The sequence below is a fragment of the Anditalea andensis genome (assembly GCF_000714815.1).
GTDB lineage: Bacteria > Bacteroidota > Bacteroidia > Cytophagales > Cyclobacteriaceae > Anditalea > Anditalea andensis.
This window is the reverse complement of the sequence record NZ_JMIH01000015.1, coordinates 153869-178800: the sequence shown is the minus strand read 5'-3', so window position 1 is coordinate 178800 and position 24932 is coordinate 153869. Positions and strand designations below refer to the sequence as shown.

23 protein-coding genes are annotated in these 24932 nt (G+C 38.0%); 12 read left to right on the top strand and 11 right to left on the bottom strand.

All coding sequences use genetic code 11. The features are described from left to right. Positions 1-21: 21 nt before the first annotated feature. Positions 22-534 (bottom strand): pyridoxamine 5'-phosphate oxidase family protein, encoded by a 513-nt coding sequence (locus EL17_RS08190; RefSeq protein ID WP_035072494.1) that lies wholly within the window; start codon positions 532-534, stop codon positions 22-24. A gap of 85 nt (positions 535-619) precedes the next feature. Between EL17_RS08190 and EL17_RS08185 the strand changes: the two genes are divergently transcribed. Further along, positions 620-1189 carry an NUDIX domain-containing protein gene (locus tag EL17_RS08185; protein ID WP_035072492.1) on the top strand — a complete coding sequence of 190 codons (570 nt, stop codon included), beginning with the start codon at positions 620-622 and terminating at the stop codon, positions 1187-1189. 9 nt (positions 1190-1198) lie between these two features. Continuing rightward, on the top strand, positions 1199-2050 hold the full coding sequence (locus EL17_RS08180; protein ID WP_035072490.1) for an FIG domain-containing protein: 852 nt from the start codon (positions 1199-1201) through the stop codon (positions 2048-2050). Here the strand turns inward: EL17_RS08180 and EL17_RS08175 are convergent. Next, positions 2029-3960, bottom strand: coding sequence for an AAA domain-containing protein (locus EL17_RS08175; RefSeq protein WP_035072488.1), 1932 nt, complete (start codon positions 3958-3960; stop codon positions 2029-2031). The two genes, EL17_RS08180 and EL17_RS08175, sit on opposite strands and share 22 nt — an antisense overlap. Positions 3961-4036: 76 nt before the next feature. Between EL17_RS08175 and EL17_RS08170 the strand changes: the two genes are divergently transcribed. Both EL17_RS08170 and EL17_RS08165 read left to right on the top strand, forming a co-directional pair. Continuing rightward, entirely contained in the window at positions 4037-4633 is a 597-nt protein-coding gene (locus EL17_RS08170; protein WP_035072486.1) for an acyl carrier protein phosphodiesterase, read from the top strand. Then, positions 4630-5082, top strand: a complete 453-nt coding sequence (locus EL17_RS08165) for a hypothetical protein (protein ID WP_035072484.1) — start codon at positions 4630-4632, stop codon at positions 5080-5082. Before EL17_RS08170 ends, EL17_RS08165 begins: the two co-directional genes overlap by 4 nt. 108 nt (positions 5083-5190) lie before the next feature. Here the strand turns inward: EL17_RS08165 and EL17_RS08160 are convergent, their stop codons facing one another. Then, entirely contained in the window at positions 5191-6243 is a 1053-nt protein-coding gene (locus tag EL17_RS08160; RefSeq protein WP_035072482.1) for a M42 family metallopeptidase, read from the bottom strand. A gap of 174 nt (positions 6244-6417) precedes the next feature. Between EL17_RS08160 and EL17_RS08155 the strand changes: the two genes are divergently transcribed. From EL17_RS08155 to EL17_RS08145, 3 genes are read left to right on the top strand one after another with little or no spacing between them, the layout of a single operon-like run. Beyond that, positions 6418-7173: a sulfite exporter TauE/SafE family protein gene (locus tag EL17_RS08155; protein WP_035072480.1), complete on the top strand. Its 756-nt coding sequence runs from the start codon at positions 6418-6420 to the stop codon at positions 7171-7173. A gap of 34 nt (positions 7174-7207) precedes the next feature. Then, a complete protein-coding gene (locus EL17_RS08150) occupies positions 7208-8599 on the top strand; it encodes an ATP-grasp domain-containing protein (RefSeq protein WP_035072478.1) in 1392 nt (463 codons plus the stop codon). A gap of 24 nt (positions 8600-8623) precedes the next feature. After that, the gene (locus tag EL17_RS08145) at positions 8624-8977 is read left to right on the top strand and encodes a response regulator (protein ID WP_035072598.1); all 354 of its coding nucleotides are present in this window, start codon (positions 8624-8626) and stop codon (positions 8975-8977) included. Positions 8978-9028: 51 nt separating this feature from the next. On the opposite strand, the gene EL17_RS08140 is transcribed toward EL17_RS08145, so the two are convergent. Further along, the gene (locus tag EL17_RS08140) at positions 9029-9574 is read right to left on the bottom strand and encodes a hypothetical protein (protein WP_035072476.1); all 546 of its coding nucleotides are present in this window, start codon (positions 9572-9574) and stop codon (positions 9029-9031) included. 22 nt (positions 9575-9596) lie between these two features. Continuing rightward, complete coding sequence (locus EL17_RS08135; protein ID WP_035072475.1) at positions 9597-11480, bottom strand: amidophosphoribosyltransferase; 1884 nt, start codon at positions 11478-11480, stop codon at positions 9597-9599. A gap of 949 nt (positions 11481-12429) precedes the next feature. Between EL17_RS08135 and EL17_RS08130 the strand changes: the two genes are divergently transcribed. The 3 genes from EL17_RS08130 (at position 12430) to EL17_RS08120 (ending at position 14605) form a co-directional block, all read left to right on the top strand. Then, positions 12430-12816 (top strand): hypothetical protein, encoded by a 387-nt coding sequence (locus EL17_RS08130; protein ID WP_035072473.1) that lies wholly within the window; start codon positions 12430-12432, stop codon positions 12814-12816. Further along, on the top strand, positions 12813-13130 hold the full coding sequence (locus tag EL17_RS08125) for a hypothetical protein (protein WP_035072471.1): 318 nt from the start codon (positions 12813-12815) through the stop codon (positions 13128-13130). Before EL17_RS08130 ends, EL17_RS08125 begins: the two co-directional genes overlap by 4 nt. Before the next feature lie 110 nt (positions 13131-13240). Next, positions 13241-14605 carry a sigma-54-dependent transcriptional regulator gene (locus EL17_RS08120; protein WP_035072469.1) on the top strand — a complete coding sequence of 455 codons (1365 nt, stop codon included), beginning with the start codon at positions 13241-13243 and terminating at the stop codon, positions 14603-14605. 1 nt (position 14606) lies between these two features. On the opposite strand, the gene EL17_RS08115 is transcribed toward EL17_RS08120, so the two are convergent. The 5 genes from EL17_RS08115 to EL17_RS08095 form a co-directional block, all read right to left on the bottom strand. After that, positions 14607-17144: an ATP-binding protein gene (locus tag EL17_RS08115; RefSeq protein WP_035072467.1), complete on the bottom strand. Its 2538-nt coding sequence runs from the start codon at positions 17142-17144 to the stop codon at positions 14607-14609. Positions 17145-17175: 31 nt separating this feature from the next. After that, entirely contained in the window at positions 17176-17808 is a 633-nt protein-coding gene (locus tag EL17_RS08110) for a hypothetical protein (RefSeq protein WP_035072465.1), read from the bottom strand. Between the two features lie 75 nt (positions 17809-17883). Then, entirely contained in the window at positions 17884-19251 is a 1368-nt protein-coding gene (locus EL17_RS08105; RefSeq protein WP_035072463.1) for a cystathionine beta-synthase, read from the bottom strand. 189 nt (positions 19252-19440) lie between these two features. Next, a complete protein-coding gene (locus EL17_RS08100; protein ID WP_035072455.1) occupies positions 19441-21063 on the bottom strand; it encodes a putative ABC exporter domain-containing protein in 1623 nt (540 codons plus the stop codon). Further along, positions 21056-21766, bottom strand: a complete 711-nt coding sequence (locus EL17_RS08095) for an ABC transporter ATP-binding protein (protein ID WP_035072453.1) — start codon at positions 21764-21766, stop codon at positions 21056-21058. The genes EL17_RS08100 and EL17_RS08095 overlap by 8 nt, the downstream gene beginning before the upstream one ends. Positions 21767-22149: 383 nt before the next feature. On the opposite strand from EL17_RS08095, the gene yidD reads away from it, so the two are divergent. Together yidD and EL17_RS08085 are read left to right on the top strand one after the other, a co-directional pair. After that, the gene (yidD, locus tag EL17_RS22605) at positions 22150-23289 is read left to right on the top strand and encodes a membrane protein insertion efficiency factor YidD (RefSeq protein ID WP_051719878.1); all 1140 of its coding nucleotides are present in this window, start codon (positions 22150-22152) and stop codon (positions 23287-23289) included. A gap of 26 nt (positions 23290-23315) precedes the next feature. Next, positions 23316-23846 carry a hypothetical protein gene (locus tag EL17_RS08085; protein ID WP_164675006.1) on the top strand — a complete coding sequence of 177 codons (531 nt, stop codon included), beginning with the start codon at positions 23316-23318 and terminating at the stop codon, positions 23844-23846. Positions 23847-24007: 161 nt separating this feature from the next. Here EL17_RS08085 and EL17_RS08080 read toward each other — a convergent pair whose 3' ends face one another. Then, the gene (locus tag EL17_RS08080; RefSeq protein WP_035072449.1) at positions 24008-24931 is read right to left on the bottom strand and encodes an aspartate carbamoyltransferase catalytic subunit; all 924 of its coding nucleotides are present in this window, start codon (positions 24929-24931) and stop codon (positions 24008-24010) included. Between the last annotated feature and the right edge of the window lies 1 nt (position 24932).

Here is a 24932-nt window from a genome sequence, read left to right as displayed (position 1 = left end):
CTAATTGATTGATATCACATATTATTGATTGTCATGATCTTGTTTCACATTTTCATTATCATCAGCTTGTTCATGGTAGGTTTCCCCTTTTATGATAGCCTTTGTAATATTGAATAGCTTCACCATTTTACTTGCACTGCTGTCCCAATATTCCGAAGCGTGCGGTACCACCTTTATTAAAGTCATATCCGGATCATCTTTACCATTAGGAAACCATGCTTTTAATATCGGGCTCCAAAGTTCATCAATTTTTGCCCGATCATGAATCATGGTAGCAGTCCCACTTATAGATACATAAGAATTTGACGATTGGTCAGCATAACTGAGATTAACTTGCTGGTCTTCTTTAATTTCCTCCGTTTTAGCAGTAAATTCGTTACTGAAAAACCATAGATTACCATCCTCATCCATCTGGCTGGTACTCATAGGTCGCGCCCTTAATTCCTCTCCGTGGCTGGTTACCATCATGGCAAGTTCTATTTTTTCTATTAATTCTCTGAGTCTTGCTCTCTCCTGGTTATTAGTAGTGGTCATATAGTTTGGTTTTTATATTCTTTCTACCACATACAACCATATGTGCTTTTATTTGTTTGTATTCTTGGCACTAAAATAAAAACCCATGAAACATAAAAAAGTAAACATATCAAGTGAAAAAGTGGTATTCGATGATTTTTTAAAAGTAAAAAAAGGAAAGATTCAGTTTACCATGCCCAATGGTGAAATGAGCCCGGTATTAGACAGGTTGTATGTAGATAGAAATGATGCAGTAGCGGCAGTAGTGTATCTGGAAGATGAAGATACGTACCTTTTTACACGGCAGTTCAGATATCCTACGTATGCCAAAGGAGGGGGATGGGTCACTGAACTGGTAGCAGGTATAGTGGAAGAAGATGAAACATATGAAGACAGTATAAAAAGGGAGATATTGGAGGAACTGGGCTATGAGGTAAAGAGTATTGAATTTTTATCTTCTTTTTTTCTAAGCCCAGGAGGAACATCAGAAAGAATCCATCTGTATCTTTGCCACAGCACGACAGCACATAAAAAGAATGAGGGCGGTGGAGCTGAAGATGAAAATGAAGGAATAGAAGTTATTCAGTACAGTCGTGCTGAAATTAATGACCTATTACAAAACAGCGGCATCCAAGATGCTAAAACCCTCATCGGCTTGATGATGGTATTCAAATAAATTTTATATATGGATTTCATTCAAATCAGCAAAGACCTCTTTAATCACTTATATCATGAGCTTAATGCTATCCGAAAATCCAACGGATTTTATGGCATCAATAAAATTGGGGACCAAGGAGTTAAAGATACCCATCATATAGATGAGGTTGCTTTTCAGCTGATAAGAAAATATATGGATCAGTTTACAATAAATATTTATGTGGAAGGGTTCCCGCCTATCTATAAAAAAGATGCAAATTTTAATTTATATATTGACCCGGTAGATGGGAGTAGAAATTGGGACAGAGGGGTAGGTGACCCCTGCTTCTGCCTGGCTGTCAGCCAAAACAAACCTTCACTGACTTTTAAAGATTTGATTTTTTCTTTTACAGGAGGCTATCATTCCCTCGATCAATATTATATAGAAGACAAATCCGCTGTATTTGAATCCCATAGGCTAAATAAAAAAATCTTCTTAAATGAGCTTAATAGAGTTCAGTCTTTGGCTCAGTCCCATGCCTATCTTAAGCCTGGCTATTCTGCAGCTAAATTCCATTTTGATTTTTGTCTCCCTCTTTATTTCAAAGTAAAAGACATCCGAGCCATAGATAACAGCGGTATGGACCTCTGTGAAATAGCAAGAGGAGCCGCTGATTTTGCCATAGAAGCCAGACAATTATCTGACTTCTATAACCTGCTCTCTTACCCAATATTCCATGCTTCTGGTGGTATAATAACAGACCTGGAAGGTTTGGACATGATAGATAAGGAATTTAATTTAGATGCACCATATGACTTCATAGCCAGCAGTAACCAAATACTTCTTTTCCAGATTTTAGATGAGCTTCAAATTTCTCCTCAAAAGGTCAGAAATTCATAAATGCTTTTGTATAAAGAATGGTTTTCTACATACTTGAGGAAGCTTTGATAAAATGGATGGTGACTGATAGTAGCACTATCTCCGATCACTACCAGTTTCCTTTTGGCCCGGGTAAGAGCTACATTCATTCTTCGGGTATCAGATAAAAATCCTATTTCCCCTTTGGGATTAGACCTTACCAGACTGATCACTATAATATCCCGCTCCTGGCCCTGGAACCCATCTATAGTATCTATTGTAATTTGTCCTTCCAGCTGCGTAAGGGTAGGGAATGTGGATGTTTCCAAAGCCAGTTCTTTAAACCTCCTTACCTGTGCCCTGTAGGGAGATATCACACCTACTCCCCATTTTTTAACAATTATATTCTCCACACCCAAACCGGTCAGCATATTTTCCAGAAATCCCATAGTAAAATTCGCTTCTTCATAATTAGCAGTACTTAAGGAATCTTTTTCGGTATGCTCCAGATATCCGCTTCCGGCTGTGTCTATAAAGATCATTTGTGGTTCTCCATCATCCAAAAGGTGATATTTGGTGTTTTCTGCTGATCGCAGGGCACCCTTGTAAAATGCTTGATTAGAAAAACCCATGATGATTTCGGGCATTCTATACTGAAGCGATAGCAGTGATGACAGCTGTGGCTGCCTTTCAATTACTTTTTCAAAAAGGGTCTCTTTCAGGCCAAGTTGGCCCGCCTCAAAAGATCTGACAGTAGGCGGCAGCTGACAATGATCTCCGGCCATAACCACCTTCTGTGCTTTAAGTATCGGTATCCACGTCGCAGGTTCAAGTCCCTGACCTGCCTCATCTATAAAGACTACAGGAAAACTTTTCCCCCGTAGGACATGATGGTTTGCACCTACCAAAGTAGTAGCTATGACCTGGCTCTGCTGTAAAATATCATAAGTAATATAATCTTCCAATTGGACCGCTTCTTCTTTCATCCTTCCGGCCATTTCGAAAAGCTGCTTACGCTGCATTCTTTCTTCATGACCGAAGTTCCTTTTATATTTTCTGGCCATATTCCGGTATTCCTCGGCTGATTTTTTTGCCTTTTTCAGTTCTCTATAACTGGCATGTGAAACTATCTTGGCATCCAGTGTCTGGCTAAGCATCTTATCATCTACCCGGGCAGGGTGCCCCAAACGCAGTGTCCTGATATCCCTGTCCAGTAACTTTTCTACCATCAGATCTACTGCTGCATTACTGGGTGCACAGACCATTATTTGTGAATGATAGATTATAGCTTGCTCTATAGCTGCTATCATGGTAGTCGTTTTACCAGTTCCAGGGGGGCCATGGATCACCGCTACATCTCCAGCATCCTCTACCATATTTACTGCTTTATTCTGACTACTATTTAAATAGGAGACATCTACTGATGAATTATTCCTGATAGCAGGTGGCCTGACGCCCAATAAAACATCCCGTAGCTCTCCTGTACGGCCATTTCCTCCTTTAAGAAGTATGTTTATCGCAGCTTCCATTTCTCTATAACTGGCTTCATCGAACAGAAGATCCACTCCAAGTTTCCCCTCATTGGCCCAGTCTGGAAGCTCATGGTGCTGTAGGGTAATAGTCATGATATTTTTCCTTACAAAATTCACCACACCGTTCACTTGAGCAATGTGGGAGTCACTAAGTCCTGAATTTGAAAATATTGATACAGATTTCCCTGATTGAAATAGGTGGGGAAGTTCCTGATCATTACGTTCTACCTCTATAATCAACCTTTCCCCATAACCGGTTTTATGCTTTTTGATAACTACTGGATACCAGCATACTCCTTCTTTTTTTTTATCCGCTATGGAGGTATATAATGTTTTCTTCCTGTATTGCTCCAGATCCTCTTCCCACTCCTTTTTCAAAAGTTTCAAAGTAAATGACAATTCTTCATAAATATTCCTCATCAATGTTTATTTTTAGGACATAAAATTACTATAATAAGTTAGGTTAATAAAGATCAACACCTTAAGTTTTCGCAATTTGAATTTTCTAGCACACGCATATCTGTCATTTGGAGATCCGAAGGTATTGATCGGAAATTATATTGGAGATTTTGTAAGGGGAGACCTTACAAAAACCTATGAGCCAGAGATCATTATAGGAGTACAGCTTCACAGGGAAATAGATACATTTACAGATACCCACCCTGTCGTAAAGGAAGCCCAATCTCTGCTCAGGCCTATATATGCAAGGTATTCTACCGTAATTACAGACATGTATTTTGATCATTTTCTATCAAAGTTCTGGGAAGAATATCATCCTGTACCCATCGACATCTATGCCGCTCAGGTATATGAAATACTAAATGGTCACAAAGCTATCCTTCCTCCCAACTTTCTGATCGCTTTTGATATGATGGTCAGTTATAACTGGCTTGTATCATATGGAAGACTTGATGGCATAAGAGATGCTATGATAGGAGTTTCTAAACGGACCAGCTTTAATTCAAAAATGGAAACTGCACATCTTTTTTTAGAAGAAAACTACGATGTACTTTTAGCGCATTTTAAAGAATTTTTCCCTCTACTCGTAACTTATTCCAAGGAAAGGTTTGAAGCTTTAAAAGAGAGCGTATGATTCATTGTAAGCCTAAAAGCAGTACCTACTTTTCGCTCTTAATCGTAATAGGGATCCTATTCGCAGGATTGGTCTACATCATACTCGATTATAGTAGATACCAAACTTATAATTTTTGGTTTTATTTATTTAGTGCTTCCTTACTTACTGTTGTGCTGCTGGTCATTTTGGTGAAAATGATGGCAGGATACAGGTTTATTTCAGCAGGTAAAGAATCGTTTTTTGTTAAAATACCGCTGAGGGGATGGAAAAATGAATACAGGTTAAATGAGGTACTGGCATGGCAAGAAGAAAAAATCATTGCAAATAAAAAAGAATTTAAACAATTGACCATGGTCTTTTCCGACAAAACATCTTTCAGCATGAGTAACCATGAACACACCCATTATGAAGATTTGGTAGGCTATTTGCAAAAAAAATTACCGAAAAAAAAGATTAAAACCTCGTAGCATACCGCCAAAGTTTGGGATAGCACTATCCGACATTTCCTAATCAAGAAATTATCGAATAGTATTATCCTCTTTTGTAAACCCTATATTTTTTTAAACAACTTATATCTAGTGTTCCCAGCTATATTGATCAATCTCCTCTACACAAGCCTTTAATAGATCTATACTGCTTTGGATGTCATTTTTATGGGCCATTTCTATCACCTGATGCAAGTGGCGGGTAGGGATGGATATTGCCCCTGCTATCGAACCGTTTTTACCCATACGCTGTAGTCCCGCGGTATCTGTACCTCCTGCGGTCAAGATTTCGGGCTGCCATCTGATTTGTTTTTTATCAGCGGTTTTCTTCATGAAATCCACCATTCTATAATCACAGATAGTCATTGCATCCATTATTTTGATAGCGGTTCCTTTGCCCAATTCAGTTATCCTTTCATGGGCCTGAGATCCAGGTACATCATAAGCTATAGTCGTGTCAAGCGCTATTCCAAAATCTGGATTTATTGCGTGCGCAGCTACATTGGCACCTCTAAGACCGACTTCTTCCTGCACAGTAAAGACGGCATAGAGATCATATGGAATATCCTCCAGAGACTTTAAAGCTTCCAATAAAATGAAAACAGCTACCCTATTATCTATAGATTTACAATTTACACAGTCCCCCATTTCAATAAGTGCCCTGTCTCTGGTAATAGGGTCTCCTATTTTTATGAATTTCATCACTTCCTCTTTGCTCATTCCCATATCTATAAAATAGTCAGTGAGTTTAGGAAGTTTATTTTTCTCCTCTGGAGACATGACATGTATGGGCTTACTCCCCATCACTCCTATCAAATCCTTTGTTCCGTGTACGATGACCCTTTGAGCAGTAAGTGTTTTAGGATCAAAACCGCCCAAGGGATGAAATTTTATAAAACCGTTATCATCTATATGAGTAACGATGAACCCTATTTCATCCATATGTGCAGCTACCATTACCTTCTTTTGCTGACCGTCAACGTCCGAAACCCCTCTTTTGATAGCGATTACGCTCCCCATGTTGTCCACTTGGATCTCATTACAGATAGGTTTAAGCTCGGCCAAAATGAGATTCCGCACCTGTGATTCAAAGCCTGGAGCACCTGGTACCTCACAGATCTTCTTCAATAATTCTATATTCATATTCTTTACTTATACATCAGCGCCAGATCCTTACGTCAGTACATACCTTTAATATCCAGAAGGTAATGAAGGTATGATTTGGGTTTGCTATAATTTTCTGGCATAATATTTATAATCAATTGACAAAATTCGTATATACCTGTAAAGGTATAAATTTAAACAGCTTCTTTAAATATGTTGCAAATCATTTTGGTCCTATTAGGGGCCTTTGTCATTTTTATTCTTAGTGTGCTCAGCGGCGGTGGGGCCAGTTTATTGTTAATGCCTTTAGTGGCACTGGTAGTGGGAGTAAAGGCAGTAGCCCCGGTCATGACTATCAGCATCGGGATGAGCAGTACATCGAAAGTATTCTTTTTTTGGAAAGACATCGATTGGAAATTATTTGCATGGTTATTTCCCTCCACTATTATAGGATCTATCATAGGGGCCAGGCTCTTTGCCGAACTTTCTTCTGATTATTTACAGATACTGATAGGCCTTTTACTTGTATCTACAGTGATGCAATTTAAGAAAAAAACCAAACCAAGTAGATTCAAAATAAAAGCCTGGCACTTTGCTCCCATGGGGCTGGGTGTAGCTTTTTTATCGGGATTAATAGGAGGTGTAGGCCCTCTGATGAATTCTGCGTATCTAAGCTATGGAATTTCCAAAGAGGCTTTATTGGGTACCCGTTCTGCCAATGCCATCCTCCTCCACCTCACCAAGATCATCAGCTATGCTTACCTAGGGTATGTAAATGGAGAAGTACTAAAGTATGGCCTTTTAATAGGAGTAGTCTCTATGACTGCTATATATTTTGGTAAACTAATTTTAGGCCGGATGTCAGATGAAGTCTTCCGAAAAATAGTAGTAGCCAGTATGGTAGTCAGTGGCATATTAATGCTATGGCAGAACAAAGCATTTATTTCAGATATTATACAAGCTGCTTAATTAAAATACAACACAAAAAGCTAATGAAAATTATATGAAACTTTCCATATCACCCAATGTCCATTTGGTAGAACCAGGAGATTTTGAGCCGGCAGATCACTGGTATCCAAGGGCCCTTAACTCTAATATCCACCCTTTGGTATCTACTTTTTTAAATTTATCCCATCATCAGATAGCAGAAAGATACCTCAGGCTCAACCCAAAAGCAAACCTGGATGCTATCCTGTCCATACTAAAGTATCAACCCAAATATTTCCGTTGGTCTGGTACGGATATGATGCATGTGACCAATAATGAAGGTAACAGAAAACTCACATTAATAGAAACTAACAGTTGCCCATCAGGGCAAAAATCCATGCCCCTTCTGGATTTTAATTACGAACAGGGTGGGTACAGAAGGCTGATCGAAGAAACCTTCAAGGATATGGTAGACCAGCATGATGAATCTGGAGCGCTGGCTGTCATTTATGATAAAAATCCTATGGAGAACATCGGTTACGCAGCTACCATCGCTGAAGTTTTTGATGAAAATGTATATTTGGCCCAGTTCAAAAATGAAGATACAGATCCTCCTGTACAATTTAGGAACGGAAAAATGTTTGTCCGGGAAGGTGAAGATCACTGGGTGGAAATCAGGGCAGCATTTAGATATGTTACCCAGGAGCCTTGGAACAGGTTACCCAAAAACTCTAGAACACTTCTCTTAAACCCAATAGAAGCCTGTCTGGCCGGAGGACGAAACAAAGAGGTAGCCAGTAGGGCGTACGATGAGTTCAATGAGCAATTTAAAGATAAAGGGATAGAGATATTCACCCCCAAAACGTTCCGAAATATACCATACCACCAGCTGCAGTCACATTTTGACAAACTAGGAGGAAGTATGGTAATAAAAGTACCTGACAGTAATGCTGGACAGGGCGTCTATACTATTATAAACCAAAAAGAACTCGATGTGGCGCTAAGTGAACTCGCTTCAGATCCAGACGAACTTTATATAGTACAGCAGCTTATCCATAGTAACTATAACGAAGGCAGTCATACTAAAGACACTTGGTACCATGTTGGGACTATACCGGACAATAAAGGTAGAAGTTATGCATTTGATCTAAGAATGATGATGCATGCCACTTCTGAAGGCATGCGCCCATTAGCGGTGTATAGCCGAAAATCCAGGTTTCCACTTAACCAGCCCCTACCAGAAAACATGAGCAGTTGGGAAGTATATGGCACTAATCTATCTGTAAAAGGTGATGATGGCTGGTCTTATGCTGATGAAAGGTTAATATTATTTGATGTTAGAAACTTTGCTTTGCTTGGCTTAGGAATAGATGAACTCATCAGAGGATTTATCCAAAGTGTCATGGCGGTATACGCAATTGACCAAAATGCTATCAAGACATTTGATAAGGAAATGAGTTTTAATTAATTTAACCACATATAAAAAATGAATATGATAAAAAATATATTAGTGGTAGAAGACGATGTGGTTTTTTGTAAACTATTGACGCGATTTTTAGATAAAAACCAGTATCGAACACACGATGCACAGTCTGCTAAAAAAGCACTGAGCCTATTAGAAAAGGAATCTTATGATCTTGCCATCTTGGATTATAGATTACCCGATGATAACGGGCTCCATATACTGGAAACCATCAAAAGAGACAATAAGGTAGGGAAAGTCATTATGATCACCCGTTATGGTGATGAAGAAGTAGCCAGTAAAGCAATCGAACTGGGAGCGGATGCTTATATAAGTAAGCCTATCAATCCTGATGAACTCCTCACAGTAATCCGAGGATTGTAAACTACGAAATAGAGGCGGATCATTTGGTCCGCCTCTATTATTTTTTCATAATCAAAGTCCGCTTTCCGTACCCAGATCTATATCAAAATCTATCTGAACGGCTTTTTTACCATCTACTGACAGTATATAACTAAAAATCTTCGCATCTCTGTCTATGGCCATGGTCCAAACATTGTCTTTAGCCCGGGGAAGCATAGCTGCTGTTTCTTCATCGGCAGGGAAGTGAACCTCCCATGCCGTGCTTTCTGATGAAGAAAGACCTCCATAATTTGTTACTTCATCCGGAGTGCCATCTTCGTGTCTATGATCATGTTTAAGCTGAAGGCCATCATTGCCAAAAGAAAGTACCCAGGTCCTAGACCTATCAGTCCCTACATGAAAAGGTATTTTTACAGTATCTGGAGAACAATGCGCCACTGTCATGGTCATAGGATTACTTGAAAAAGGTTCCCTCCCCTCTGCTGGAAAGACCAGCCTTCCCTCAAAAGTTTTGCCGCAAAGGGGTTCCAGATTTTCCCGGAACATAATCAATTCCTCTTGCGCATAAGCTGAGCCGAAAAACATTAACAATAAGCAAACTAATATACAATTTTTCATAATCAACTAAATAGAAATGATTTCAATATGCCCTTACAATTTTACCTTCTCTGAAATTGGCAAATGAGCGGTTCACTACATGCATGCCTCCGTCAGTGGGATAATTACCCGTGAAATACCAATCACCAATATGGTCAGGACAAGCTTTATTTAAGTTTTTAACGGTCTGATAAATCACCCTTACTTCGGCATTTATCTGTGGAGAGGTAATAATTTCAGCCACTTTATCCGAAATTTGCTGATCCGTAAATGATGCATAAATAGCCTTCACAAAATTTTCTTTAGAATGGGGATGATCAATACATTGATCATACACCTTATCCAATACATCTGTCTGACCAGTCTCATGAAGCAGCTCTAAAGTAGCTCTGAAGGCAATAAATTCCTTCATTTTAGACATATCGATACCATAACAGTCTGGATACCTTATCTGTGGCGCAGAAGACACCACTATGATCCGCTTTGGCTGAAGTCTGTCCAAGGTAGTAAGGATACTTTTTTCTAAAGTAGTCCCCCTTACAATAGAATCGTCTATCACCACTATAGTATCTACACCTGACCTGATGACACCGTATGTAGTGTCATAAACATTAGCAACCATTTCATCACGATCATTATCATTAGTGATAAATGTTCTGAGTTTTACATCCTTGCTGACTAACTTTTCTACCCTGGGGCGGAAATGTAATAGATCTTCTATATCTCCCAAATGGGGCTTCCCTTCCAACAACACCTCTCTACGCTTTGCACTAAGATAATCTTCAAGCCCCTCTATCATACCGAGAAATGCTGTTTCAGCAGTATTGGGAATATAGCTGAAAACCGTATTTTTAAGGTCAAAATCTATAGCCTCCAATATTTGGGGTATCAATAACTTACCCAGGTTTTTTCTCTCTCTATATATATCGGGATCAGTTCCTCTGGAAAAATAAATCCTTTCAAATGAACAGGAGGTTTTTGCTCTAGGGGTCATAATCTGATGTTCCGCAAATGAACCATCCCTATTTACCACCAAAGCAGCTCCCGGGCTTATTTCCTTGATCTGGTTATAATCAATATTGAAGGCACTTTTAATGGCAGGCTTCTCAGAGGCTATTACTACTATTTCATCATCGGCATAATAATATGCAGGACGTATTCCTGAAGGATCACGCACCACAAAACTGGACCCATTTCCGATCATTCCGGCCATGGCATACCCTCCGTCAAAATCCCTACAAGACCTCCTCAATATACGGGCTACATCCAATTCACGCTCTATGACCTCAGTAATCTCCTCATTTGTATACTCTCCTTTATATTTGTCAAATATACGCTGGTTTTCTTCATCCAAGAAATGACCGATTTTTTCCATTACAGTAACGGTGTCCGTCTTTTCCTTAGGATGCTGACCTAATTCTACCAACTTGCTAAATAACTTTTCCACATTGGTCATATTAAAATTTCCTGCCATGACCAAGTTTCGGCTCCTCCAGTTGTTCTGTCTAAGAAATGGATGGCACGTTTCTATGCTGTTCTCTCCATGAGTACCATACCGAAGATGGCCTAACCATACTTCTCCCGAAAATGCAATGTTGTTTTTAAGATACTCTGCATCCATGCCCAATACATCTCCTCCTATTTTTCTAGCTTTTTTGTACTTTTTAGATATTTTAGAGAAGATATCATTAACAGCCTGGGGCTCCACAGAACGGTACCTACTTATATACCTAGTGCCTGGGGAAGTACCGATTTTTATATTGGCCAATCCTGCCCCATCTTGCCCCCGGTTTATCTGCTTTTGCATCAGCACATAAAGGCGATTTGGGGCATACATAGGAGAGCCATACTTATCTATATAGTATTGAAGCGGTTTGCGCAGCCTTAACATGGCGATCCCGCATTCGTGTTTTATCTGATCACTCATTTGGTGTAGCAGGGATTAATAGGAACATCAAAGGTAATTATTTTTTCAATCTAATTTCTGATTGTTATTCATGTTAATGCTAACCCACACCGCTCAAATTTAATTCAAAATAGCCTGTCCGTTGATGATATTTAACACCATTACTTAAAATTTATAGGTCCTGCCACATATCCTTTATACTGAATAACCATCAATAGTATTGCAATAAAGTTAACATTAGCCTAAATTAACCAAATCAACTGTACTATGTATACTTCCATAAAACATATCCTTTGGTGAAGTAGAAGACCACATATTTACGATATAAGACTAATTAAATAACTTTTTAGCTATCTTTTTTAAACTTATTTGCAAAAATCAAATATGCATTACACCACAATTTGTAAAATCATATCTTATGAAGGTAAAGTCAAGTAGATAATTTAGCATTTAATATAATCAGCAGTACTAACGGTTCATATATAATGTAAGCTATCTTATGCTGAAAAAAATACGTGGAAATAGTTTCTTTATTAAATTTAAACTGACTTTAAAAATAAACCCTCGGATTCACACATCCGAGGGTTAAGTGCAAGCAAAGAGTTATAGATTATTTATATACAATTATACAAAATCCTTACCAATAAGTAAAACAACCTTTACTTTTTTCTAAAATGTTTAAGGCCTTAAACATTATTAATTAATAAAAGAATTTTAATTTAAGGATTTCTATTCCATCTATATTTGGGGAAGACTAACCTTATCCATACATATTCCTAGCCCGTTTACCTTTATTGATCAATATCACTGTAATTTTTTCAGATAATTAATTGTATTAAAGTAAATTAGGCACATTTTTTTCTGGCATAAATAATGTGATTATATGATTAAAAAATATTAAAAAGTCAATTTACCTATTATTGATATAATACGGTAAAACCCAATTTCACTATTCAAAATAATTTTTAAAATGAAAAAACATATATTTTATTTATCCCTGATTTTTATAATTAGCCTACATGCCTGTCAATCAGAAACTGAAGTTCATGATGGCACACCTTTCATAAAAGCTGGCTTTGGCTATACCAATGAAAGCATCCTACCTTCAGACCCAGTATCGGGGGAAGACATACTGATGGGACAGCTTCCAATAAAAGTAGTATTAAAGATTGAAAAAAACAGGAGATTAAGGCATATGCAGCTGACTAATGTGATCAAATACAGCCAAGAATCACAAGATGCGGTATTGTATGATTTAACTTTCGAATCCTTATCGGGCATGGAGCCAAAGAAATCCATACTCATGGATCAGGAGGGTAATAAGATATACAAACACAATTTAAATGAAGAGCCATGAAAAAATCAATAATCATTATCGCCATTAGTCTTTTAGCTATTACGGTAAAAGCCCAAATCATATCCCCTACGCCGACAATTATAGAACAGACTTCCCAGGACAGGGTTAAAATAAACCCAGCTGACTTACCACAAGCTGTCAAAACAACCATTTCTGAAAAAGCGGAGACAAAAGATTTACAAATGACCGAAGCTTACCAAATCACAAACGAAGAAGGCGAAATTCATTACGAAGTGTTCTTTGACAATGCAGGGGAAATTTTAAATAAGAAATATAATGCAGCCGGTGAAGCCGTAAAAGAGGATTTAACCTAACTAAACCAACTATTCTTAATTTTAGGCAAATGGCACAGATAATAATTCTGTGCCATTTCTTTTTTTTAATGTATTTTTGTATTAAAATACATACTACCCTGATTACAAAGATGAAAAAAATTCTTTTGATAGAAGATGATTTGACTTATTCCAAAATCATAAAAAACTTTTTACAAGCAAATAGCTTTGAAGTAATTCCAGTTCAAAAGGTTTCGGAAGCCTTTACGTGCATAGAAAAAGAAAACCCTGATCTGATCATTACTGATTATAGACTACCTGATGGGACTGGCATGGAGATATTGGAAAGGGCCATTCAGGATTATCCAGGTAAACCTGTCATTCTTATTACCAATTATTCAGATATCAGGACAGCAGTGAAAGCGATGAAGATGGGTGCATTTGAGTACATAACCAAACCTGTAAATCCTGATGAACTACTTCTTACAGTCAAAGAATCCTTTAAAAAACAATCTTCAGATCAGGAAAGCAACGCACCACTACAAAACACATCTTCCCGTAATGCTAATGCTGAAGGTGCCTATGTGACTGGAAGGAGTGCTCAGGCCCAAAAAATGGAGGAATACATCCAGTTAGTAGCTCCCACGGACATGAGCGTAATTGTGCTGGGTGAAAGCGGAACTGGCAAAGAGTTTATATCCAAGCGAATCCATGAAAAAAGCAATAGAAGCAAAGGGCCATTTATAGCCATAGACTGTGGGGCCCTTTCAAAAGAATTGGCTGCCAGCGAGTTATTTGGACATGTAAAGGGAGCTTTCACCGGTGCATTGGATCACAAAACAGGGGATTTTGAAAGCGCAAAAGGAGGCACTATATTCCTTGATGAAATAGGAAATTTAAGCTATGACGTCCAGATCAAACTCCTGAGGGCTATACAGGAAAGAAAAATTAGAAAGGTTGGCGGCAATACAGATATTCACATAGATGTAAGGATAATAGTGGCAACTAATGAGGACTTAATAGAAGCTTCTAAAAGAGGTGAATTCCGAGAAGATCTTTACCATAGACTCAATGAATTTAGTATTCACGCCACCCCACTCAGAGACCGACCTGATGAACTTTTTGATTTCGTAGACAAATTTCTTAATGAAAGTAATCAGTCGCTTAACAAACAAATCCCAGGTTTTTCAGATGAAGTTATAGAAATCTTTTCATCTTATTCTTGGCCGGGCAATATCAGGGAATTAAAAAATATAGTAAAAAGAGCAGTGTTATTGACAAAGGAGGGAATGGTCCAAAAAAGCGTATTGCCCGTTCAACTCGTTTTACCTGAATATTCAATCGAAGAAACAGGGGCGGCCAAAGATCTGAAAAGTAGTTTTGAAGAACAGGAAAAGAGCCTGATCATCAAAACCCTGGAAGAAGTCAGGTACAATAAGTCTAAAGCAGCAAAAATCTTAAATATGGACAGGAAAACACTTTATAATAAAATAGAAAAATACAGCATTCAGTCCTAGTTTAAGGTGTAATCTCTATTTTTTCGTTTTTCATGAGTTCTTCCATTACCGCTTCGGTCTCTGTAACCAATTTATTGACCTGAGGTATTACATTTTCAAACCTATCATTTTTGATATCGATTTCTATATCTCTGGCGAGTGCCGAAGCGCTTATTTTCAACTGGCCTAACCTACTGGACAATTTATGTGCTATTTCTAATATCGCCTGATAATCATCTTTTGATAGGGCTGAAGAAATTTCCTCCAAATTATTTAGGGTTTCATGGTAATAATCAAATAAAACCTCACCCAATAAATCCTTATCTCCCATACAAAATTTCTCGAGGTCTTCTAAAGAGTAAGACTGGCTTTGACCTGCTGTATTTTCCATTTTAAGCGTATCTAAAGGTAACAGACCAATAGTTTCGGCTATGGCCTTTTTCAATTCATTTTCTTTAAAAGGTTTAAGTAAGATCCCATCAAAGCCATATTCAGAAAGTTTTTCTTTTTCTTCTGCAAATACATTGGCAGTAATGGCCAAAATAGGAAGATCTTTAAATCCGTGCTCCTTCCTTAATCTTTTTAAAACATCATAACCACTAATCTCCGGCATCTGTATATCCACCAATGCAATATCAAAATGCTGGGGCACAAAATTTTTCACAAAGGCTAATCCCCCGATATACTTCGTAACAATAGCTCCGTTGCTTTCTAACAGCAACTGTGCAAACCTAATACCTATCTTATCGTCATCTATCAATAAAACTTTTATCCCATCCAGCGCATAAGTAACCTCTTCACATGCTTCCTTAATTGGATCTACCAACAATGCAGGAAGCACTACTTTAAAAGTCGTTCCTTTCCCGATCTCGCTTTCATAAGAGATTTGGCCATTTTGGTGTTCTACTAGTTTTTTAACTATAGATAAACCGAGTCCTGTACCCCCAAATTTTCTGGTAATGGAACTGTCCCCCTGATTAAACTCCTGAAAAAGATTTTCTTTAATATCCTTAGACATACCCATGCCGGTATCCGCCACGGTCATTAATAAATTACCGTCTTCATATTGGATGGCCACATGTATAGAACCCTTATCAGTGAATTTATAGGCATTACTGATCAGGTTATTCAAAATTTGATTTAACCTCAGTTCATCACCTTCCAGCCATTTGTTTTCCGGAAGCGTGGCTTCCCAGATAAATTGAAGATTTTTTTCCTCTACTTTCATTTTAAAAAAATCCCTGATGGTAGAAAAAAACTTATGCTGATCAAATGGACGCTGATCTATCGTAATTTTACCTGCTTCTAATTTAGATAAATCCAGGATATCGTTTACAATAGATGAAAGGGTTTGAGAAGCAAAACTTACCATATCCACATATCCTTTCTGATCCTTATCCAGAATAGTTTTTTGAAGCGCTTCATTATACCCTTGTATAGCATGTAAAGGGTTTCTGATTTCGTGGCTCATGTTGGCTAAAAAATACTGTTTTGCTTTTGCCAGATTATCTGATCGTAACTTGGCTTCCTCCAGTCTTTGCCTATACTCTTGGGCTTTATTGATTTCAGATAGGATGCTATAAATAAATGCTGAGGAGCCTATAACCCCTATGATAATCAATACTCCTAAAAGGATGGAGACATTAAATGTAAGGTCATATGCAGCGTGGTTCTGTGACCTGGCATCTGCCAGGACAGCTCTTTGCAAAGAGGTTATGACTGTCTGAATATCAGCTATAATGACTTTGTTCTTTTCCTGCAGGTCATATTCCAATGCAGCCAGCTGTGACCTTAACTGTTGCTCCTGCGAATTGATTTCCAACACGGTGTTTCTGACAGCATAAAGAATGGAATCAGCCCTGGTCTGGTTCAGTGCGGCTAAGGTGGTATCCCCACGGTTAGGATTGATGTTTAAAATAGAAAAAATCTGTCTTAGATTCGCCCTTTCGTCAGGGGTCAAAAGCTCAGCGGTAGGGCTTGAAAGTGTATCGCGGCGGGCTCTCCTTGGACTGGTGTCGGATTCAGGCAGATTCCTTTCGTTTAGAGTCCTTCTTACAGGTGAGTTTACCCTTATCCTCCCTATGCTCTGATGGCGGTTTAACTCTTCCTGACGCCTGATTTTAGTTTCAATATTCTTCAATGCCTCGCGGCTGAAATTCCTGTTAATAAGATTATACTTCACCTCATCTAGGCCATTATAAACCAATAGAAGTTCATTGACATTGTAGCTGATTTTTTTTAACTGAGAGACTTCGGCTGAATCAGTGGAATAACTTTCTAGTTCCAGCAATCTGTTTTCGATCTTCTGGAGATAGTTAAGCTCCTCTGCGGAATCTGTCTCCACCCTGCCCTGAGCCCGATCCAACTGATAAATATCAGCCAAAAGGCCATTTAATTGCCTTAAGCGATCGCTTGGCTCAGCCAAAGCTTCTACTGTATTCAGTAGTTTGCTGACACTGAAAAAGGTGATGATACTCACCACTACTATTAAAAGAATGGCCAGTATAAACCCAGTTATTACCCTTGAACGTGCCTTGAAATTCGAATTTGTTTTTTCCAATTTATTTTTATCAATGATTCAATTCCCATCTTTATTCTTCTTCTGTAACAGCATTCCGGGTGACGGTTTCAAAAGCTGCATAAATCACGTACATAGAAAAAGGTACTGTAATCAAAAGACCTATAAGTATAAGTGCTCCTATCACATTCAGTACCACTAACAATAAAAACAATATAAAAAATTTCTTAAAATTCAAATAGATTAATTTACGGCTTAATTCCAACGACTGCCAAAAGTCAGTTCCAGCAAATAACGCAATCAAAAATGCAAACATATAACTTACTGTCAGAAAAATCCCTGGTAATATGAGCACAAAAATACCCAATGCCACCAAAACCTGGCCAACTACATTTATAAGCACCAGCGGTATATAATATTTAAACCCCTTAAAAAAATCCGGGTAAGTTACCGGTTCATTTTGGCTGGATTTATTAGCTACTAGAAAAAACCCACAAATCAGGGCTGGAAATACCAATATGCTATATAACAACATCAACTCAGGCATGTATAGCACCACCATAAGCTGAATAGAAAATATAAACATCATATAAGCTAATGAGTTTATGATATTTAAACTAAAAATCTCCCAGCCTTTTCTAAGTGAATTTTCTACATCAAATTCATACCCCTCTTCTATTAGCAGCAACAAACTTTTTTTATTCATACTAGTAAACAGCAAATGCACAGTGATGACTGTGCATTTGTTTTAAGTTAAAATGATTATCTATATTTAATACTCTTATTTAGTGGCTGCTTCGAGAATGTCATGCTTAGTAATGATATGGATCTGGTCGAGATGATCTCTTACCAATACTGCCTTTTCTTTATTTACCAATGAAGATAATACATCAAGTGTACTGTCCAAAGCAACAAATTTCATAGCATCCTCCATTACATCACTGACTGGAGCGTCTTTAAGCTTAGGATTATCGATTAATTTGCTCAATAATTTACTGTCTGTAAGACTTCCTATCACATTACCTTTCTCCAATACGGGGATCTGCGATACCCCTTTATTGTTCATGATCGCTATAGCTTCCTTCACCGTATCTTGTTTTCTAACTACCGTTAGTTCATATGAGCCATTTCTACCTGACAGTATATCTCTGGCTGTGCCGTACGTTTTATCTTCTAAGAAGCCGTGGTTTCTCATCCAGTCATCATTATACACCTTCCCAAGGTACCTGGTTCCATGATCCGGTAGGATAATCACCATCCTGTCCCCTTCTTGGAGGTTTTCTCTGGCATATTCCAGTGCTCCATGTACTGCAGATCCACAGGACCATCCTACGAAAAGCCCCTCTTCCCTACTTAAACGACGGGTCATTACAGCAGCATCTTTGTCAGTGACTTTGACGAAGTGGTCGATAACGGAAAAATCTACGTTCTTTGGCAATATATCTTCCCCTATGCCCTCAGTCAAATAAGGATAAATTTCATTTTCGTCAAAAATACCTGTTTCCTTATACTTCTTAAAGACAGAACCATATGTATCTATTCCTACAGTAACAATAGCCGGATTCTGTTCTTTCAGATATTTAGCAGTACCGGACATAGAACCGCCAGTACCCACACCAGCAGCATAGTGAGTAACCGTTCCCTCAGTATCATTCCAGATCTCAGGGCCTGTAGTTTCATAGTGTGCCCTCCAGTTGGATAAGTTATCATATTGGTTGGGATAGAAAGAATTGGGTATGTCCTGATTCAGTTTTTTTGCTACTGAATAGTAGGAGCGGGGATCCTCTGGAGATACATTGGTAGGGCAGACGATCACCTCTGCACCCACTGCTTTTAGTATATCTATTTTTTCTTTTGACTGCTTATCAGCCATGGTAAAGATACATTTATACCCTTTAGCTATAGCAGCTAAAGCCAGGCCCATCCCTGTATTGCCGCTGGTGCCCTCTATTATAGTTCCTCCTGGCTTTAACAGACCTTCTTTTTCCGCATCTTCCACCATTTTAATGGCCATACGGTCTTTCATGGAGTTTCCAGGGTTAAAGTATTCTACTTTGACAAGTACTTCACCTTTTATACCCTGGTTCAATTTATTTAACCTAACCATAGGAGTATTTCCGATGGTCTCGATGATGGAATTATAGATCATATTTATTGGGTTTCTATTTGTCGCAAGTTACGAATATTATGTGAGGAAGAAGGCATATTGAAAGTAACGGATCCAAATATTATTTGGTTTAATAAAAGAATTTTTTTTTTTAAAAAGCATCCATATCATCTTCCCTTCTTAAAGTCACTATTACTCAACTCCGTTTAGGGATGAAAAAATTCCAAATGACTAAACTTCTTTAAATTCTACTTTCTTCATCATATCCAAAGAAACGTGCAACATGATACCGGCTACCACAAGCATGGCAATACCTATTCCCCACATCCCATAAGCAAACTGATGGGAGATCAAATACACAAACAGCCCCATAGCCAACGCCGGAAGAATTCCAAATACCAAAACACCTCCTGTAATAAGAGGTTTAATGAATTTTCTATCCCATGCTTCTTCAAAACCCACATGTGCAGTGAGTGAAATGGTAAAACCTGTAATATAAAAACTCAGCAGACAAATAGGAAACATCACTATCAGCCACCCGTCCAGTTCTGCAATAAATACCGTAGGAACAATCAGCAGGACAGAAAAAATTAATGACTGATAGATATCCAATCTAATTAAATTCCAGAACTTGGCACTCCAGGTGTCCGGGATGAGGATATAGAAAGGCTTCTTTAGGTCGCCCATTTGGCTTCTGCTCATACCCGCTATAAAATATAATAAAACGGTAGAAAGAAAGTACCCATACACTAATTTATGCGTCATGATATCCATGCGCGAAAGGATAGCCAATATTACCCCGATAGCTGCCAAACCCAAACTATATATCCCAAACAATGGATGGAAGTCCTGCCTGCTGCTATGGACGTATGTTCGCCAGTAAAGCGCATTGGCACCCCACCCAAAATCCGGTAAGTTCAGCTTTTTGCCAGAATTGAGGCTAAAAGCAGATTCAGAATTTCCCTTTTTTTGCTTTATCTTATCTTTCTTTTCCTCATTGCTTTGGGTAGTCTCCAGCACATCCTCATAATACTCATCCGAATGGACCAGTACTAGTTTTAATACTATAAAAAATAAAACCAAATAAGGTAACATAAAACATAAGCTTATCCAAAAATTCCTATGATAAAGATAACCAAATATACCCCTACTCCATCCTACCAGTGGGAACAGGCTGAACCAGTCCGCGCTGATCCATGCAAACATCCCTTGCCAAAATTTGTCAGCCAAAATCCCCGGAATGACTATCATCAATGCTAATATTACCCCCATAGCCAAAATACCAAGTTTGATTTGCGGTAAAATACCATACTTGGTATTAAGTGTATAAATCAAAAATTTTATAGGTGAAAGCATAAAGAAAAATAATGCTATGGCTATGGCCATGAGTATCATATCGGAATATTGAAGGTCAAAGGCAGCTGACATTTGGCTGGCTCCGTATACAATAAAAATCAAACTCATTCCAATGGCCGGTAGGAGTGAGCGAACCATATAGTAGATAAGAATATTGGCAGGTGATACCGGTGATGTAAAAAGAAAGTTAACATCAGCCATCGTAAAAAAGCTAACATTTTTTTTGGTCGCCCTGAATAGCTGAAATGTTAAAAATATCAGTCCAATAACTGTAAGAGTACCTATCACATTCTGAGTTCCATAATCTATGCCCTGAAGCTCTTTCAGATCCGTACTGCTATCTCCAAAGCGCTGACTCCTACCCCTAAAGTAAAACAGACTGAAATACCCTACCAATAAAGCATAAGGTATGAGTCGAAATGGGTTTCTTAATATTAATTTGATATTATTCAGGACTATATAAAAGTCTTTTTTGAAAAGTAATTTGAAATCATTCATCACTATCACTGGTCATTTCTAAAAATAAATCTTCCAGGCTTGCATCTGAATTTGCCTTAAGATTGGGTACCGTATCATTGCCTACGATATTCCCGTCTTTCATGATCATGACCCTGTCTGCTAAAGATTCCACACTGTCTATCATATGTGTACTGACCAGAATAGTCTTTCCATCCTCCTTCAGTTCTTTAAAGAGCATCTTTGTATGCTTAATGGCTTTGGGATCTAAACCTATCATGGGTTCATCGAAAAAGAGCAACTGTGGATCACAGATCAGCGCACAGCAGATAGAAACTTTCTGCCGCATCCCCTTGGACAGGTCCCTGCCCAACTTGTCTTTTTTGTCTATCAGGTCATAAAGTTCCAGATATCTTTCCGCCTTTAATTGCCAGTCAGTGACATAATACGCTTGAGAGACAAACTGTAGGTGCTCCTGAACAGTCAATAAATCATATACATGAGGGGTTTCCGGAATGTAACTGAAAATCTTTTTCGCTTCTATGGACTGGTGATCATATCCTCCTATCAATATGTCGCCTGAATTTTTGCGCAACAGCCCCACTATACACTTTATGGTAGTGCTTTTCCCTGCCCCATTTGGTCCCAGCAGCCCTACTACCTCACCCCCTGCAAGGGAAAAGGAAATGTTTTTCAGGGCCTCTTGGTCACCATATCTTTTGACAAGGCCATTTACTTCTAGCATACTTATTAGTTTGTACAAATATTACAATAAATTTACGTGATTTCTTTTAGAACACTAATAAGCATCAATTTATAAAAGAAAATTATTATTTTTTAGATACCAAACCAAATGATTATCCCAATTAACAATTAAGCTTGGCTATGTTAAATTAGTAAAATGTTGATCTATTCTCACAAAAATTTCTAAAATGAAAAATACATTTATAACACAATTTAATATACCATAATATGACGATTATAACGAAAATTACATTTTTCATACATTTGTATGTATAATTCTATATAGCAGGCATATATATGGATCTTTAAAAACCATTTACCTTACTATTTTTTTGATTATAATTGTACAATAATTTTTAGTTCAATATACAATAGGCAATAAATTTGAATTCAGTTAAGATCATTTTTCTCTTATGGATAGCATTTATTCATCCAATAGCTTCATATGCCCAAGATGAAAGTGTGAAAGACTTATTTGGCTTCTACCAGGCATTTATAAGTGATATAAGAGGTGGGAAATGCCCCATGTACCCTAGTTGCTCTAAATACGCAATATCTGCTATCCAAAATAAAGGAGCTCTTACTGGACTGCTGTACACTACGGATAGATTAATGAGGTGTGGTCATGAGCATAAGATATACTCCAGGGCTTATATAAATGGTGAAGTTAAGCTACTTGATCCAGTAATGGCCAGCCAACTCGATTCTATAGATATAAAAACAGCTCCACAGAGGTTTGGTAAAAATTTAAATTTTTACCGTGAAAAGAATGACACCACCTTCTTTTTACATCTGATTAATAAAGGACTATATGCTGCTGCTATCTCTGAATATCAACGGATAAAACATTATGGAGGAGTTACGAGCACATCTCTTATATTGGAATATAATTATTATTCCAGCCTTTCAGCCTTGGGGGAATATGAGAAAATACTTTATGATTACCAGTTTGAATTACATCCAAGTTTAAAAAATGAACCATTGATACTTTTGGAGGTGGGGGAAACCTGGTTTCACCTTGACAATTTCGAAAAAGCGTTAGAAACTGTTGAATCAATACCATCCCCTACTAAATACGATGATCACACCAAACTTTTTAAAGGCTTAGTCCATGCCCATGCTGCAAATTATGAATCAGCCATGGAAGAATTTAGCCATATCAGCCCAGAATTTATCTATTCAGATTATGCCCAGCATAACAAAAGAATAGTAAATGAGCTTGCAAATTTAAAAAGAAAAAGTAAGACTGCTGCAGGTTTGGCAAGTATAATACCCGGGGGAGGCTATCTATATACAGGACATAAGACCACAGCAGTATCCTCACTAGTGCTGACTGGATTACTCACATATGCTAGCTATACCAGTTTTAATACTGGTAATTATGGAATGGGTGTCTTGACAGGAATATTCTCTATGTCATTCTATATTAGCAATATTACGGGTGGAATCAAATCCGCAGACCGGTACAACAAAGCAAAAGAATCACAGCTAAAAAGAAAATTAATGTACTCTTTCAATAAATAATAATCTCAATCTTTTAAAAATTAAATATGATACAGACTATTTACAAATCAAAATCACTTAGGATTTTTTCATTTTTAATGATCCTATCGGTACTTTCTATGTCTTTTAGAACAAAAGAAGATGTAAACATTATAATTCCTTCAGGTACAGTGATACCACTGGAGAATGCAAATGAAATCAATTCCTCTACTCTAGTGGCAGGTCAAACAATGGATTTCTTTGTGAGAAATGACGTCAAAGTAGAAGGATCTACTGTCATCAAGCGCGGATCGTTAGCGCGTGGCCAGGTAGTAAGGGTACAAAAAGCCAAAGGTTTAGGTAAAGAGGGGTTTGTAGAAGTAGAAATTAGATCTGTACAGGCGGTAGACGATTCTGAAATTCTACTTACAGGTGCCCGCCTTTTTGAAGAAGGCGACGACCGTCAAACTGCCGCTATCCTTCTAGGAGTTTTAGTATGTATTCTTTTTCTTACGATGAAAGGTAAAAATGCTGTGATACCAAAAGGATATGCAGTGGATGCCAGAGTAGCTAACGACTTCCAGATCTCAGTTAACTAAAAACAAATACAAAAAGAGTACTTCAATTTAAAGTCTGGGCTATTGGTCCAGACTTTTTTTATGGAAAAATCCTGCAATTTAACCAATAGTTTCAAACAAACTTTTTAAATTTTAAAGTGAAGCATTTACTTATTTAAGTTCTGCCAAAGATGATAAATCACCTATCTTACCCCAGCCAAAAGGTATAATACCGCCATCCTTACTGCCACACCGTTTTCTACCTGGTGAAGGATTATGGAATGTTCACTGTCTGCCACATCTGAATTCAGTTCCACTCCCCTATTGATAGGACCAGGATGCATAATGACTATTTCCTTATCCAGTTGTTCCAGCATTTTTCTATTGATACCAAAATACAGAGAATACTCCCTCAGCGAAGGAAAATATTTGATTTGTTGCCTTTCTAGCTGGATACGCAGCACATTGGCCACATCACACCATTGGAGCGCTTTCTTTACATCATATTCTACTTTGACTCCAAGGCTGGCGATATGTTTTGGCAACAATGTAACTGGGCCACATACCATAACCTCAGCCCCAAGCTTCTGTAGACAGAAGATATTGGACAGTGCCACTCGGGAATGAAGGATATCTCCTATAATGGCTACTTTTTTACCAGCGACATCTCCCAGCTTCTCCCTGATAGAAAATGCATCTAGTAGCGCCTGGGTAGGATGTTCATGAGTGCCGTCCCCGGCATTGACAATGTTGGCTTTTATATTTCGACTCAGGAAATGGGCTGCTCCAGGGCTACTGTGCCTCATCACTACCATATCCACTTTCATGGAAAGGATATTATTGACAGTATCTATGAGTGTTTCCCCTTTTTTGACGGAACTGGTGCTGGAAGAGAAATTAACCACATCAGCAGATAGTCTTTTTTCGGCCAGTTCAAAAGATAACTTTGTTCGGGTGGAATTTTCAAAAAATATATTAGCAATAGTTATATCCCTGAGAGAAGGCACTTTTTTGATCGGACGATTAAGGACTTCTTTAAAATTATCAGCAGTTTCAAAGACGGTATTGATATCCTGTTCGGTTATATCTTTGATTCCAAGGAGGTGTCTGGTACTCAGCTGTGACATG